The 14,124-nt window shown below is 42.5% G+C and carries 9 protein-coding genes and 1 pseudogene; 6 read left to right on the top strand and 4 right to left on the bottom strand.

All coding sequences use genetic code 11. The features are described 5' to 3' along the window. Positions 1 to 91: 91 nt before the first annotated feature. Together Q0541_RS21015 and Q0541_RS21010 are read left to right on the top strand one after the other, a co-directional pair. Positions 92 to 724 (top strand): ParA family protein, encoded by a 633-nt coding sequence (locus tag Q0541_RS21015; RefSeq protein ID WP_298914677.1) that lies wholly within the window; start codon positions 92 to 94, stop codon positions 722 to 724. Then, a complete protein-coding gene (locus tag Q0541_RS21010; protein ID WP_298914672.1) occupies positions 724 to 1,464 on the top strand; it encodes a hypothetical protein in 741 nt (246 codons plus the stop codon). Before Q0541_RS21015 ends, Q0541_RS21010 begins: the two co-directional genes overlap by 1 nt. Positions 1,465 to 1,959: 495 nt before the next feature. Here Q0541_RS21010 and Q0541_RS21005 read toward each other — a convergent pair. After that, positions 1,960 to 2,184, bottom strand: a pseudogene (locus tag Q0541_RS21005) (alpha/beta hydrolase); the annotation flags it as partial. Positions 2,185 to 2,506: 322 nt separating this feature from the next. Here Q0541_RS21005 and Q0541_RS21000 point away from each other — a divergent pair. From Q0541_RS21000 to Q0541_RS20985, 4 genes are all read left to right on the top strand, one after another. Next, on the top strand, positions 2,507 to 2,818 hold the full coding sequence (locus tag Q0541_RS21000) for a carbon dioxide-concentrating mechanism protein CcmK (protein ID WP_298914669.1): 312 nt from the start codon (positions 2,507 to 2,509) through the stop codon (positions 2,816 to 2,818). Between the two features lie 85 nt (positions 2,819 to 2,903). Next, complete coding sequence (locus Q0541_RS20995) at positions 2,904 to 3,257, top strand: carbon dioxide-concentrating mechanism protein CcmK (protein ID WP_298914666.1); 354 nt, start codon at positions 2,904 to 2,906, stop codon at positions 3,255 to 3,257. 963 nt (positions 3,258 to 4,220) lie between these two features. Then, entirely contained in the window at positions 4,221 to 5,408 is a 1,188-nt protein-coding gene (locus Q0541_RS20990) for a HetZ-related protein 2 (protein WP_298914663.1), read from the top strand. A gap of 717 nt (positions 5,409 to 6,125) precedes the next feature. After that, the gene (locus Q0541_RS20985) at positions 6,126 to 6,809 is read left to right on the top strand and encodes a Crp/Fnr family transcriptional regulator (protein WP_298914660.1); all 684 of its coding nucleotides are present in this window, start codon (positions 6,126 to 6,128) and stop codon (positions 6,807 to 6,809) included. Between the two features lie 803 nt (positions 6,810 to 7,612). Here Q0541_RS20985 and bcsA read toward each other — a convergent pair. The 3 genes from bcsA to Q0541_RS20970 form a co-directional block, all read right to left on the bottom strand. Continuing rightward, positions 7,613 to 10,225, bottom strand: a complete 2,613-nt coding sequence (gene bcsA, locus Q0541_RS20980) for a UDP-forming cellulose synthase catalytic subunit (RefSeq protein ID WP_298914657.1) — start codon at positions 10,223 to 10,225, stop codon at positions 7,613 to 7,615. A gap of 51 nt (positions 10,226 to 10,276) precedes the next feature. Then, the gene (locus Q0541_RS20975; RefSeq protein WP_298914654.1) at positions 10,277 to 12,616 is read right to left on the bottom strand and encodes a cellulose biosynthesis cyclic di-GMP-binding regulatory protein BcsB; all 2,340 of its coding nucleotides are present in this window, start codon (positions 12,614 to 12,616) and stop codon (positions 10,277 to 10,279) included. A gap of 181 nt (positions 12,617 to 12,797) precedes the next feature. After that, positions 12,798 to 14,057: a glycosyl hydrolase family 8 gene (locus tag Q0541_RS20970; RefSeq protein WP_298914651.1), complete on the bottom strand. Its 1,260-nt coding sequence runs from the start codon at positions 14,055 to 14,057 to the stop codon at positions 12,798 to 12,800. Positions 14,058 to 14,124: the final 67 nt, after the last annotated feature.

The raw sequence follows: 14,124 nt of genomic DNA, 5'->3' as shown, positions 1-14,124 counted from the left end.
CTGTACAGACGCGATTAATCGCGTCTCTCAGCACGGGCTAAACGCCCCGCTACCGCTAACAGCACTCAAGAGGCAGAATCGGAAGCAAGCAGTGCCAAAAATCATCGCTATTCTTAACGGTAAAGGAGGAGTCGGTAAAACGACTACCGCAGTCAATCTGGCTGCAAACTTTGCGAAGAAAAAAAAGGTGTTGCTGATTGATGCAGATATTCAAGGTTCTGCCAGTTGGTGGTTTGGGCGCAGTCAGCAGGGAATGGGGTTTGATTTATCTCAAGAAACCGATCCCACACTTTTAGGTGATTTAGGAAAGATAACAGGGTACGATTTAGTAGTGGTGGATACGCCTCCCGCGCTGCGCTCTGAAGCATTAGTGGCGGTAGTTGCGATCGCAGATTATCTAGTTTTGCCTACACCCCCAGCCGCAATGGATTTAGCTATCCTCGTGGAAACAGTCAAGGAAGCCGTCATCCCCTTGGGAACCCCCCATCGGGTATTGCTCACTAAAGTCGATACGCGCAGTCTGGGGGAAGCACTAGAAGCGAAAAACACTCTGACTCGGCTAGGTATTCCTGCTTTTAATACCTTCATCCGTGCCTATAAAGCTCATGAACGAGCGGCACTTGAAGGTGTAGCAATTACTCAATGGCGAGGAGGAAACGCACGGGAGGCGGAGTTAGACTATCGCCGCGCAGCTGATGAACTACAGCATGATTGGAGAAAATAATGGTTAAGAAACAAAGTCTCTCTGACTTATTACAAGAAGAGGCGCAAAAATTTACACCCCCAGAAGGTGAATCTGCGATCGAAGTTACAGCAGAAAAAATTGCTGAAGAAGAAGCTTCGTCTGATGAGGAATCCTCAGCACAGACACCTGAGTCAACTTCTATTAAGCGCACAAGTCCCACTAAGGCTGATTTAGAAGTAACTGTCAAAGAGTTGACAAGTAATTTGGAAAAAAGCCACGAAAATGAAGCATCTCTTGGGCAGGAAATTGCTGATTTGCAATCAAAATTATCTAAACAAAAAACATTAGCATCCGAACACAAATTAGTAGTACAACAGGTAACAAAAGAACTTGACGAAACCAAAAAAACAGCACTGCAACTTGCGGAAGCAAATTCCCATCTGATAGAAGAAATTAATGCTTTAAAACAAACAGCAGAAGATAATTCTAAACTTGTTGTCAAAGAAACTAGTGCTATAAAACCAGTAAAAGAACACTACAATCCATATAACTACAAAAAATCACATCGGCCATCGGAAAGACTAGCTCCAAATCAACCAGGTGAGTATGCTGATACTGTTGTAAAAGAAACTAGTGCTATACAACCAGTAAAAGACCACTACAATCCACTTAATTACAAAAAATCACATCGCTCATCGGAAACATTAGCTCAAAATCAACCTCAAAATCAACCAAATGAGTATCCTGATAGTTCTAATGAGATGTGGTTACTTGACTAGAGTCAGTTAATCTTTGCTCCCCCAACCCTTCTAAAGTTGGGGGATTAGGTTTTTGATTGCTGAATCGATGCTCTAGGTAACAAACTGCTTTAAACGAGTTAACCTGAATAAATAAATTGATAAAATAGTAAAAAATAGAACAAAAAATCCTTGCTTAATGCTTTTAAGGCATCCAGACTATTATTTATTTCTATTCTCACAACTATTTCTTTATAAACTGACTTTCTTGTAAATTTAAAAATCTACCCTAATGATCTGCTGTCTGTTTGAAAGACAGATTTGCGATCGCTCTAGCAACAGAGTTGCCTAAAATTAGGTGAAAGTAACACTATTAAAAAGAAAAATAGTAGCTCTGACAGAAGCCATTAGCAATAGATGAAAAACTTTACAGTTGGGCGTTACATAAAAATTATTGATAGTTGTACTGCCTTAACACGTTTTCTCCAAATACACCCAACAAGTTGCAATAAATGCATCAGATTTTTTGGGTTTCAACTACAATTCAACTCGAAAGTCTAAAATATGCTGCGCGGTAATTTGTGGTTGTTCCAAGTGTGGGAGATGACCACAATTTTGAATCCAGACGAGAGTACTGTGTGGAATTGCCCTTTTAAACTTTGTGGCATCTTCAGTACCTAAAATTTTATCGGAATCGCCCCACAAAATTAGCGTTGGTTGTACAATTTGTGATAATGTTTCAAATCTAAAAGCACTGCTGTAGGAAGAAAATTCGGAAACATAAATTTTAGTTTATCATACGAGCTTGCTTCCACGCATCGCTGATTTTGTTAAACAACTAAATTACACAAGCTAACACGCTGAGATATTACTTATAATATATAAAATATAGACCAGCGGCTATCAAAACATTCTAACTCCCAACTCCTAACCGGAGGCGGAGCGTCTTCCGCTTTGCTCCTAACTCCTTACTCCCCACTCCCGCAGAATCCTGGTATCAAAGAAAGTTTTCCAAAATGTCAAAATTGGGACTAAAGCCACGTACAATTAAAGTCGCCTATCCCTTAATCCAGGAGCTAATGCCATGCCAATGGCGGTTGGCGTAATTGAAACTTTAGGTTTTCCTAGTGTCTTAGCAGCGGCAGATGCAATGGTCAAAGCTGGCGAAGTCACAATTGTGTACTATGGTCAAGCTGAAAGCGCTCGTTTGTTAGTCGCCGTCCGGGGACACATTGCTGAGGTAAAAAGAGCTGTTGAAGCCGGAATCGCAGCTGGAGAGCAAGTCAAGGTTGGTGCAGTAATTACTTACTACATCGTTCCTAATCCTCCGAAAAATGTCGAAACCATATTACCAATCCATTTCACTGAAGAATCAGAACCTTTCCGCATGTCCTAAGCAATTTTGCTATCAAAATCTGTAGCGAAGCTTCGTACAATTAACTTGTAGTCCCCATATCGTTTATTCATACAGGAGATTAATAATGTCATTACAAGCAGTTGGAGCACTCGAAACTAAAGGTTTTCCTGCGGTGCTAGCAGCAGCAGATGCTATGCTAAAAGCTGGTCGAGTCACCCTGGTTGGTTATATCAGAGTAGGTAGTGCCCGCTTTACAGTTAATATTCGTGGTGATGTTTCTGAAGTAAAGACAGCTATGGCTGCTGGTATTGAAGCCGCAGAAAATGTTTTCGGCGGTACACTGGAATCCTGGGTGATTATTGCTCGTCCCCATGAAAACGTTGAAGCTGTTCTGCCAATTGGTTACACAGAACAAGTCCAACAGTATCGAGAATCTGTAGAAAATCCCATTGTTGGTAGATCATCCAACGGTCGATAAAGTCAACCCCCTCTCCTGCAAAGGCGCTACGCGAATAGAGAATTCAAAATTACCCAAGTTCATCTCGCTGGAAGCCAGCGCTCCGACTTATCTCAAAATTCAAAACGAAGAATCCCCATTAATGAATTTAAAGAGAAGTCTCTTGCGAGGCTTATGACTATCAAAACTTTAGAGGATTACATTCTTTCTGTTTTTATATTTTGCATAAGTTAAATTTTGAACCAGAAGGGAAAGCAACAATCAGAGTCAATAGTCAAAATCAATATTGACTGTTGACTATTCCTTTTTGAGAATGTAAAACTTTTAAGAATAACCTGCCAATTTTAGAGGCACAGTTGTGGCTGAAGCTAGTTTAAAGAGGATAAATAAGCGATATTTTCCCTACTACTAGAATAGCGTAGGCATAGCCCGTCGTAGACATCACTACGTGGCATATTGGGGCTAATTCCAAGCTATAGCGATCGGATTTATCCAAAATTTATTATCAAAAAAGAATTCAGAAGCAGATATGAGACTCTGCTTCCAAATTCTTATTTAAAACATCTTAGTATAAAATGTAACTAAGTTTATAACTACGTAAGAGGTTATAGAGGGTTGAAACTTATACGAGTGAAATAACGTCTGACATTGAGTTAAATTAGATTCGTTCCTCGGCTCGGTTACAAAACTATCAGATTTTTGCAACCCATCTCCTGAAAGGTGTATCCTCTACCACTCTAGGAGGCAGATTTCTGTTCTCAGTTAAAAAACATAACTTAACAAAAAATTTAAATTAACAGATTTGGCAGAAATGCTTGATTTTCATGGATTTAGAGCACTTTGAAATTGAAAGCAAAACACCAATGCAAAAATTTTTGCATAATTTTAGTGAATTAAGACGTAATAAAAGTGGAATCACTGAGATGTTTTCATGAAACTCATGAAATCCGGGGCATCTGCCAGTTAAACAATTAGGTGGGACAAATGGGGGTTGTGATGCAAACTTCAAAATTGAGTTTCGAGGAGCGCAATCTCGCTATGACAAAGGATGTGGAAAAACTAGCTCTAGATTGGCGAAAGCGCTTGGCTGCGGAATGTCCAGAACAAAGTGAAGCTGCTAGGCAAAGTATTATTTTCTGGCTATTTGGATCTGACTCAAAACGGTTTGATCTGTTTAACCCTAAGGAACTAGATATCGCCAAGCAAGCGATGGAATATCGCTGGAGGATTTTACATCAACGCTACTTGGGGCTGGGGCGAGAGCGTGCTTATCGCAACTTGATAACGCGACTGGGAAGTTTAGTGACATTACGAAATAAAATTCAGACATGGGTTGCCCTGAGCCGCGATCGTCAGCGTAGCGTGATCGATGTGTTGCAAGAAGTACTCCAAGAATTACTGCAAAGCGATAGCCACATGCAACAGCAAATGGCTGATATTGCCAAATATACAACCGATCGACGATTGGGGGATGCTCTGCTATTTGCCAGTGTAGAAGAATATTGTCTGCGGCCAGTACGCAATCAACCCCTATTAGCTTATCGGTTTGTAAATTACTTGCGTCGCACTCAGCGCGGTGGCTTAACTCAAGTGCCAAGCCGTGACTTAATTAGACTAGTGTCGGAAGAAGTTCTTACAGACGACAGTGAGAATCGAGTTAACTTAGTGGATAGTCAGGCGATCGCAGAATATCAACAAGCACAACAACTAGAGGAACAACAAGTGCTGCGTCAGTCAGTACAAAAAGAATTTGAAAATTATTTACAAGAAAATCTGGGAACAGATGCAGTGGAGTGGCTACGACTGTATTTACAAGGTAAGTCCCAGGAAGAGATCGCCCACAGATTAAATAAGCAGACTAAAGAGGTATACCGTCTGCGAGAAAAAATTAGTTACCACGCCGTGCGGGTTTTTGCTCTTAAAGGTAAACCAGAACTCGTAGACAGCTGGCTCTCAATTTCCTTACAAGAACATAACTTGGGATTAACACAAAATCAATGGCAGCAACTTTATGAAAAATTGACTCCTCTGGAGCGGCAAATCCTAGATTTGCAAAGAGCGGGTAACTCAATAGAAGCAATAGCCCAAAATTTAAAACTCAAAACCCATCAAGTGCTAGGCGAATGGACAAAAGTCTATCTTGCTGCCCAAGCTTTAAGAACTCAGGAGTAGGCTGTGAGGCATCTAGTTGATCAATTCAAACCGTGGGAGACAAGGAGCAGGAGAGCAGAGGGGAATTCATCAAAAATTCCTCCCCTCTGCTCCTGGAGCCTCTTCATCCCCTCATGTCTCAGTTACTACAGCAGATCGTAACTCAATATTATCCCCAATCCACATCTGAAATTCTTCTTCTACTTAGGTATATATAATTTAAATTTTAACAATCGAACAAAGTCCAATTTATTAACTACCTCCTAAATTAAAGGGAAAATATTATATAAATAAACACTAAGTAATTAAATCTATGTTGTCTTCAGAGGGTGAATTAAATGATTCGCCATGCCTGAGGAAATTCTCAGCAATTAAGCTTCAAGTTACATGAACTACAAAAACGGCTTTTACTGAATCCTAGCCTTGACTTTCAGCAATTAGAGGCTTTGGTTGCCCTGAATGAATTAGTGAAAAATTTAGATAAACAGCTCAAAATACTGGCACTAGATAGCAATCCATCAACAAACACCAAATCATAAATCTGTCAGTAAAACTGCTGATTTCGATCACATAGATAATTGTTATGTTGTAATGGAACCCTAGACCGATCAACCTTAGAGGTTCATCTCAAATAAATACAAATTTTGCGAGCATATTCTGAGTAAGATTACGGTTTAAACAAACTTATAGTAGCAAAGTTAGTTTCCCACTGTTGAATCCATTTTTTGCAAATATTTCATGCTAACTGAGGTTTTTAGTGAACTTTTCCCCTTAATGAGTACAGCCAATCCACAGACTTTGGAATGGCTGCTCAACGTTGCAATTGAACATGAATACCCATCTGGGCGAGCTGTTGTGATGGAAGATGCCTGGGGTAACGCCGTTTACTTCGTGGTTTCTGGTTGGGTCAAAGTCCGGCGTACCGTCGGGGAAGATTCAGTAGCTCTGGCAATTTTTGGCCGTGGCGATTTTTTTGGAGAAATGGCAATTTTGGATGAATCTCCACGCTCAACCGATGTCATTGCCCTTTCACCCGTGAAGTTGCTTAGTATCTCTAGAGAGCGTTTTATTCAAATATTGTTTAAAGACCCGCAGTTACATCACCGCATGTTGCAACTGATGGTGCGGCGATTGCGACAAATTAACCTGCGCTTACAAATGCGGTCTTCACCACCAGCAGTTAAACTCGCCCATACCCTAGTGACTTTATGCGAAAACTATGGTCAGGAATCAGACTCAGGAAGAGAAATTTTTAACATTCCCTTTAAAGATTTAGCAGAGGTAACAGAAATTGGTGTTGAAGAAACCACCAAAATCATGGAAAAGCTGCATGAAAAAGGGTGGATTAACATTGACAGCGCCAACAACACTACTTATCTTGTGAACTTCAAACAGTTGATGAACTTGGCTGGCAAAGTGTGATTGCTAGCGGTTCTTAATTGAATGCACTACATTTTTTCTTGTGGGATTGAGAGAAGTCTTTAGTAAAATCCTCTAGGGTGGCCAGCATCAAGCTAGGGTCAATCAATTTTGGATAATGGAATTGACAATTTTGGATTGACACTTCGGCAACTCTTAGAGACGCTCTTGGGTTCGCTCAATGCTGACCCCGGCAAGGTTGGGTATGGGGCAAGCCGAATAATAAACATTGAGAATTTTGGATTTGTTCCGCCCACGTTAGCGTTGCGGGACGCAATACGCTTGGGTTAAGGTTAAAACTCTTTATCAAAGTCAATTTTTTTAACGTAGACGCGGAGCGGCTTGCCGCAGGCTACCGCAGAGGCAAGGCAGTGCGTTGGGCGGGTTCCCCGACTTGTTCGCGCAGCGTCTCCCTTAGGAGAAGCAACTGCCGCGCCGAGAACACAGAGAGAATGAAAAAATGCTTAACTGAACTGTATTGTTGCGGAACGTTCGCGTTAGCGTCTCCAAGAGTTGTCCGGGGCGGGGCATGAACCAAAAAATCTTTTATCTAAAATCTTTTATCTAAAATCTTTTATCTAAAATTCGTAGTCAAGTACAACCCTCACCCCTGCACGATTATCATTTTCAATAAGACTTCAATAAGACGATTTTGGGTATTTTAACTGATTGACAAAATGCGCTTTATTTTAACCTCTCACTGATGACCTTGAAAGGGTTAGTTCTGTTTAAAACACTCGAAAGCGCAAGCAACATCTTGACTTAAATGGAGCTTGCGCTAATCAAAATCTAGTCAAATACTTCTGCTAGAGAACCTGCAACAGTTGTTTAATTTTGGTGTCTTGGCGTTCTTTGAATTTATCTGGAAAAATTAACTCGATCGCAATCTTGCCATTTACCTCTTCTTCTACTACATAAATTTCGGCAACGAATCGGTTAGATGAGACATTATCTCCATCCTCATTCAACAGTAAACCAACTAATGGTTTAACAGTTCGCATCGTGTGCAAATCCTGTTGTCCTAGCATTTTGTGAGAAGACACGGCTTTTTTATCTTCTATTTCCAAGCGCAAACCTGTTGTTCCTAGTTCTGTGGCTACTCCAAAAAAGAAGTTACCATCCCAGTAGAGTTGGCTATTGCTATTTACCTGCTTGCGTACCTTTTTACGGCTAGTTTGTTTGATGTCACGCAAAGACCGAGTCAGACTCGTAGCGAGGAATCCAAGGGAAGCTATGGGTCGGTCTACATACTGCCCCTTTTGAGAATACCACTCCTGCACATCAGAATATAAAACTAGAGTTAAAGCATCGCGTTGGGCGTTGTTGAGCTTCACAAAATCAACTGCTAAAAGCGTTTCTGTATCATTAATAGGGGAGACTCGGACAATCTGCGCCGTTAGGGAAGCGCTAGCAGTATAATCTCCCATCACCTCAACTTCCACTTCATCCAGTAAATTGGGCCAGGTTTCCAAGGAAATTAATGCCCCAGTTTCCGAGATATTCACCGTTTTGCCCATGATTGTTTGACTGTTACTGGTAATTAAGATGGGGAGACGACGCTGTAAACGGTGGGCAGAACGTACTTGCGGTTGTTCAAAGCCAACCAACAAAGCAGCTATCAGTAAAACCAGGTTAAAAATAGACCACATGGTATTAACTAAGACTGCTTGCCAATCTTCAGGACGTAGCAGCAGCCAATAGGGAACAGCCAGCAAGGAAGAGACTACAAGTCCTGTTACCACTAAAAGACCACGCATCGATTCCCAATCAAAGGTGCGTTTGGTTATAGACGTTCCTTTGTCGGTAACGTTAAATGAACCCAGCTTGGGATTAAACAGTGCTAACATGGTCACCCACCCAGCCTGGAAAGCCATTGCAAATTCAAAAATTTCGTTCCAGAACGAGAACCGGACGTTTTTGTAAATGATGTAATTAGTAAAAAGCGAGAGGAGAATATGAGGTAGGGCGTAGGCTAGAGTTTCTAAACCCAAACCTTGGACAGAGTTAATGCCAAATAATAAAAATAGCGGGGGAGCGATCGCATATATTAGACGGGGATAGCCGTACAAAAAGTGTGAAGTCGCACTGAAATAACAAATCCTCTGGGCAACTGTCAGGTTCAGCTTCGGATTAAAAACGGGGTTTTCCAATCGCAGAATCTGCGCCATCCCCCTTGCCCAACGCACTTGTTGCCCTACATAAGAAGAAAACGTTTCTGGTGCTAAACCAGCCACCATAATTTTGTCGTAGTAGACAGATTTGTAACCCAGCGAATGCAATCGCAAGGCAGTATGGCAATCTTCCGTCACTGTTTCCACTGCAATTCCCCCAACTTCTAAAGCGTGGGATTTGCGGATTAATGCTGCAGAACCGCAGAAAAAGGCGGCATTCCAAAAATCGTTACCCTTTTGCAGTACCTTATAAAACAGTTCATTACCTGCGGGTATTCTACCTTTGGTGACCAAATTACGCTCGAAGGGGTCGGGGTTATAGAACCAGTGGGGAGTTTGGACAAACGATACTTTGGGATCGAAGAAAAAACCCATTGTATGCAGGAGAATTTGCCGTGAAGGGATGTGGTCGCAGTCCAAAATCAACACTAAATCGCCACCAGTTTTGTAAAAGGCAGCATTAATGTTACCCGCCTTAGCATGGTCGTTATTGTCCCGCGTCATGTGTATACAGCCGAGTTCTTGGCACATTTGCCGTAGCTGTTCCCGTCTGGCGCTAAACTGTTCTCGACGTGGGTCGTTCTCTTTATACTTTTCAGGACGACCATCATCAAGGACATAAACCTGTTTTTTATTAGGAGCATAATCACAGGCCAAGGCTGCCACGGCAGTCTTACGAACAATCTCCACGTCTTCGTTGTAAGTGGGAATGTAGATATCAACTTTGTACCATTCCTCAACAGGAATGGTTGTGAGATTAACTGGTTGGCGTTCTTGAATTTTCAGGGTTTGAAAGTACGCCAGTACTAAGGTAAGGATGGCATAAAGTTCAGCAGCGAACAAAAATAGGCAAGCAATGCTGTTGAGCCAACCATCAAAGTTAAGGGTATAGCTGGTGCGGTAGTATAAATAACGCAGCGTTGTTACCATACTCAGCCACAGTAGAAACAGGTGATAATACTGGCTGATTTCTGAAGAGTCCTCTTGAAACTCTGCCTGTATGACCAGTTGACCAAGTAGCACAAGAAACACTGCTACCAATCCCTGCTGCCAAACTTCTATTGGGGTAATAATCAGTGGCACTGAGAGCAACAATAGCAGCAGGATAAACCATTTAAAGTGTTTCACACCCACTCTTTGGAGAGTGCGGTCAAAAAATCGGGGGGTAATATCAATCAGCCAACTGCTCAATTTGAAGCGCTGGCGATCGCGTGATTTACGAGGCGATATATCTGGGGAAGAAGACATTTTGGATCTAAATTTTGAAATTTAAAATTGGCGATACGTAACCGAAAGTGTCTACTTTTTGTCAGCAGTTAGCCGCTTGAGATACAACTGAACAATGCCGTAAAGAATTAGAGAGACACTCAAAATACCTACAGGTAGCAATAGCCAATTTTCTTGTAAAAAGCGTGATGCCTTACTGAGGAGACTGGTATTTTCCCAACGACGAGTGTTCGGGGCGCTTTGAAAAAACTGTAGTTGATAGGCATCAGCATCGTAGGAAACTGGGTCTTTTTGATCGCTACTAATTAGCACCGTATCCTTTTTGAGTTGGAAGAACCACGGATCTTGATTGAGGACTTGTCGCACTCGCTCTAAACCAGTTTCAGTTTGAGATGTTAAAGCCAGAACGACGCGATCGCTGTTCCAAGGAGAGATAATTTGCTTAATCATGCCTTGTGTGTCCTGTGGGGTCTGAACCACAGCATAGGCAGAAGAGCGGGAAAATGCCTGACTCAAGTTAAAGCCACTGGAATTAAATACTTCAGGAAAAGGAAACTCTTCTCGCGTTCCAATTCCTACCAAATGGTCATTTTTGCGGACTTTTGTCGGCAAGGCATCCGGCGTGTAAACTTCTAGTTTGATGGCATCTGCTTGACTGAGCCTTCCTAAGCGTTCGCTAAAGGCTAACAAGGTCAAAACATCTGTCTTCGAGGGGATTTGTGGCACTACAATCGCCGTCTGAGACAAATCCTGTGGTGCAGCAAAGGGAAAACCGAATTTCAGCAGGTTCAAGTCTGGTAGTTGTGTAGAAATTTCCCGCTTCAGGTCGAAGCTAGTATCAGAATGCACCGTCCCTGTAAGTTGTTGATCTGGTGGCTGAAGACAGTTCTGTTTGTCAAACGGTTCTCTAGGATTCATCCGGAAAAAAACTTGCAGTTTCGAGTTAGGTTTGATCAAGTTTTCCGGCAAATTGACTTTGAGGTTTTTGTGAGTTTCTCCCGACTCAGAATCAAGACGGGCCCCACCAATGAAAACTCCATCCAGCAAAACTTCGATCGCAGAGGTTCTAGGATTAACCTGCGGCCCATAGCTGTACACCAGATTCATGGAACTACCCCGAACAAACCGATCATCTGGTAAAGCACGAAAATCAACTTCAATTGGCGGTGCTCCCATTCCCCGTACAGTCACATCACTAAACGGCTCACCATTTACCTGGGTTTTAATGTCGCCCAGTTTAAAAGAATTTTGCTCTGGCAAATAACGAGGCCACTGGCGGAGTCCTGGTGTCAAACCTTCTTTGAGGGTATTGACGAAAACTACTTGACCAGTCCCTATTTTCCGCAAGTCTGGCTGTGATAAAAATTGAGTTGCCTTTTCCACAGCTTTTGTGCTGTTGCCAGTGGCAATTAAAACTGGAACCCCGCTCTTTACAGTTTTAGTGATCATTAACACCCCTGTTTCATCTGGTACAGGGTTGTTATCACGATCAATAATTTGATTACTGACGATTTTTAGGGGCAAATTCTTCCAACTATTTAGAGATGGTTGCTCATTTGGAGTCCCAATGATTACCAAGCGATCGTTTGCCCTCACACTTGCAACATCAGACACCAAGCTCGTCTGAATCGGGCGAAAATCTGCGATTCTCCCCAATGCCGCTTGTAAGCGAGCTGCTGCTGTCAACCAGGATTGATTAACTTGACTCGGTTGCAAGTAAGCAATTTGATTAGTTTCTAAGCCGAGTTCGTCAAAGAAAGGATAAGGATAGCGGCTGAAATTCAGGGGAGTCGGCTGCCGTTCATAGTTCAAGATTAATTTGGAATCTGGCAGAATCTCTGTCCATAAGTCGGGGCTACTAGGGTCGCTACATTCGAGGGTGTTATTCTGCTGTGCCACCAATAGGAGTTCGTTATAGTCTTGAATCAGCTTTGATGGGATATTGAACAGTACTTGACCTACTTGGGACTCTTTGCGGTTAAGTGGTACGCTACCGACACTGGTGCCATTGACTAGCACGGTCAGGTTAGAGCGATTGGCATACAGTGCTGGTGAGTGTTGAAAACGGATTAAAGCTTGTACCTTACCCCGATCTAGTTTCCAGCCACGAGGACGAGTAAAGGCAAGACGACCTTCTGAGTAGACCCCGCGCAAGCGCATCCGGTTGCCCACAATTGGACTACGATTAAATTCTAGGATGTAAGTTGCCAGGTTCTTGGCACTAGGAGCTTTTAAGTCTGCTTTACTACTATTTTCTGATGTCGTTGCTTGAGCTAATAAAGTTACTTGCTGTTGCAGATCGCCTGTGGTTTGAGCTTGAGCGCTGAATAATGAACTAGGAAACAAAAAAAAGCACGAAGTAACAATAATTGCTTTTTTACTAATTTGGGAAAGATGAAACAACTGCTTCATGGTAGAGCGTAATTTTAGTGTTAATTTACTCAAAATCTTTACGTACAAAGCACAACTAACTAGTTGCTTTTAGAACTTAAAAATTATCCCATCGGATTTTTTAAACGAAATCAACCAGAGTCAGTCTGCTGGGAGTAAAGCTTATTTGGGAAGCCTGTGCCTAACTCGGTGTCAGGGAATGTCATTTAAGCAGTCGCTGGGGAATTGTCTTTGGAGGTAGCAATCCTAACCAAGCCAAATTCTGGGTATAATAAGCAGATTGGTCTCCCCAAATTCCCTGCTTGTATTCAGGCAGTATTTTTTTTACAAGCAGTTCTTGAGCTATTGCTGGTTCCACCAACTGCATAGCGGCATACAACATAGCGTATTGGGATGTAGCTTCGTAATCCACTAATGGTTTCCCTTGGAGATCAATGCGTGCTGGTAGACTCGATTGTTTACTCCACAGTTTTTGCAGGTGCTGAGTGGATGTCGCTAGATAGCGTTGCGCTTGGGGTGAGTTGAACCAGGCAGCATCTAACGACAAACGCCACCAGACTCGATAGGCATCAAAGCCATACAAACTCTTCAGAGTACTAGATGCTGGGAGAATTTGGCTTTGTCCTGTTTTGGTATTTAAAGCTACCCAGTCACTGGGTAAACCCACGCTAGAAAGCTTTGCCGAATTTTCTAACACTTGATAGCTGCTGTCTACCAAACTCAACCAATCATGTTGGGGGTCAACTTGTGCAAAGATGCGAAAAGCATAAGGAGCAAAATAAGAGGGATTCAGATAAAAGGTAGATGCATTCGGGACAAATGCAGCCACAGGCCCTGGTAACAGGTAGCGCTTACCTTGTGGTTCTGAGATGGTGGACAGGTTCCATAAATCTTGCAGTTTAAGTTTTGCCAGTTCCAAGTATTCGGGTCGATGCCAACGCCGTGATGCCAAAATTAGGGCAGTAATCGCATCTATATCTCCATCACTGGCAAAGTTGGTGTCGATGATACCCCAGTTACCATCTTTCTTTCGTCCCCATTTCCAAGCCCACAAACTATCTGTGCCTTTACCACCTGCTTGGCGCTGGAGGTTATTTTCTGACCAGTTTAAAGTCCGGGCAAAAGTTGCCGGATCATTAATCAGTACTGCTCGTAGCAAAGCATAGGCTTGACCTTCACTAGTTGAGCGATCGCTTGCTTCGTAATCAATCACCCGTCCGTCTGACTGAATAAATCTTTGGCGGTAGTTATCCCAGCTTTGAGCTAGTAATTCCCGGTTGGGGGTGGATTCAGGAAGATCAGCTAACAATCCAGTCAGATTTTGACTACTACCTTCAGTGGGGACGTTTGCTACCGGAGTTCGATCATCCGGTGTTTTGGGTTTTGCTGCCCAGTAACTAGAGACACAAGCAGATAAACCAATTAGGCTGGCAATAGCTGCCACTCTTGGGAAGTGCCACATCCTAAGAACAGTTTGATTTGTAAAATATTAGCCGATAGGGAGAGTGTGAGAGTACCATTTTCCTGCC

Origin of the sequence: uncultured Nostoc sp., assembly GCF_937863485.1 — a bacterium.
Classification (GTDB): domain Bacteria; phylum Cyanobacteriota; class Cyanobacteriia; order Cyanobacteriales; family Nostocaceae; genus Nostoc.
This window is presented reverse-complemented; position numbering and strand designations above follow the sequence as displayed.

Excerpts from the sequence above, each read along its gene's own strand:
- bcsA (WP_298914657.1), bottom strand. The coding sequence starts at position 10,225 with ATGTCTTCTTCCCCAGATATATCGCCTCGTAAATCACGCGATCGCCAG.
- Q0541_RS21010 (WP_298914672.1), top strand. The coding sequence starts at position 724 with ATGGTTAAGAAACAAAGTCTCTCTGACTTATTACAAGAAGAGGCGCAA.
- Q0541_RS21000 (WP_298914669.1), top strand. The coding sequence starts at position 2,507 with ATGCCAATGGCGGTTGGCGTAATTGAAACTTTAGGTTTTCCTAGTGTC.
- Q0541_RS20990 (WP_298914663.1), top strand. The coding sequence starts at position 4,221 with ATGGGGGTTGTGATGCAAACTTCAAAATTGAGTTTCGAGGAGCGCAAT.
- Q0541_RS20985 (WP_298914660.1), top strand. The coding sequence starts at position 6,126 with ATGCTAACTGAGGTTTTTAGTGAACTTTTCCCCTTAATGAGTACAGCC.
- Q0541_RS20995 (WP_298914666.1), top strand. The coding sequence starts at position 2,904 with ATGTCATTACAAGCAGTTGGAGCACTCGAAACTAAAGGTTTTCCTGCG.
- Q0541_RS20975 (WP_298914654.1), bottom strand. The coding sequence starts at position 12,616 with ATGAAGCAGTTGTTTCATCTTTCCCAAATTAGTAAAAAAGCAATTATT.
- Q0541_RS20970 (WP_298914651.1), bottom strand. The coding sequence starts at position 14,057 with ATGTGGCACTTCCCAAGAGTGGCAGCTATTGCCAGCCTAATTGGTTTA.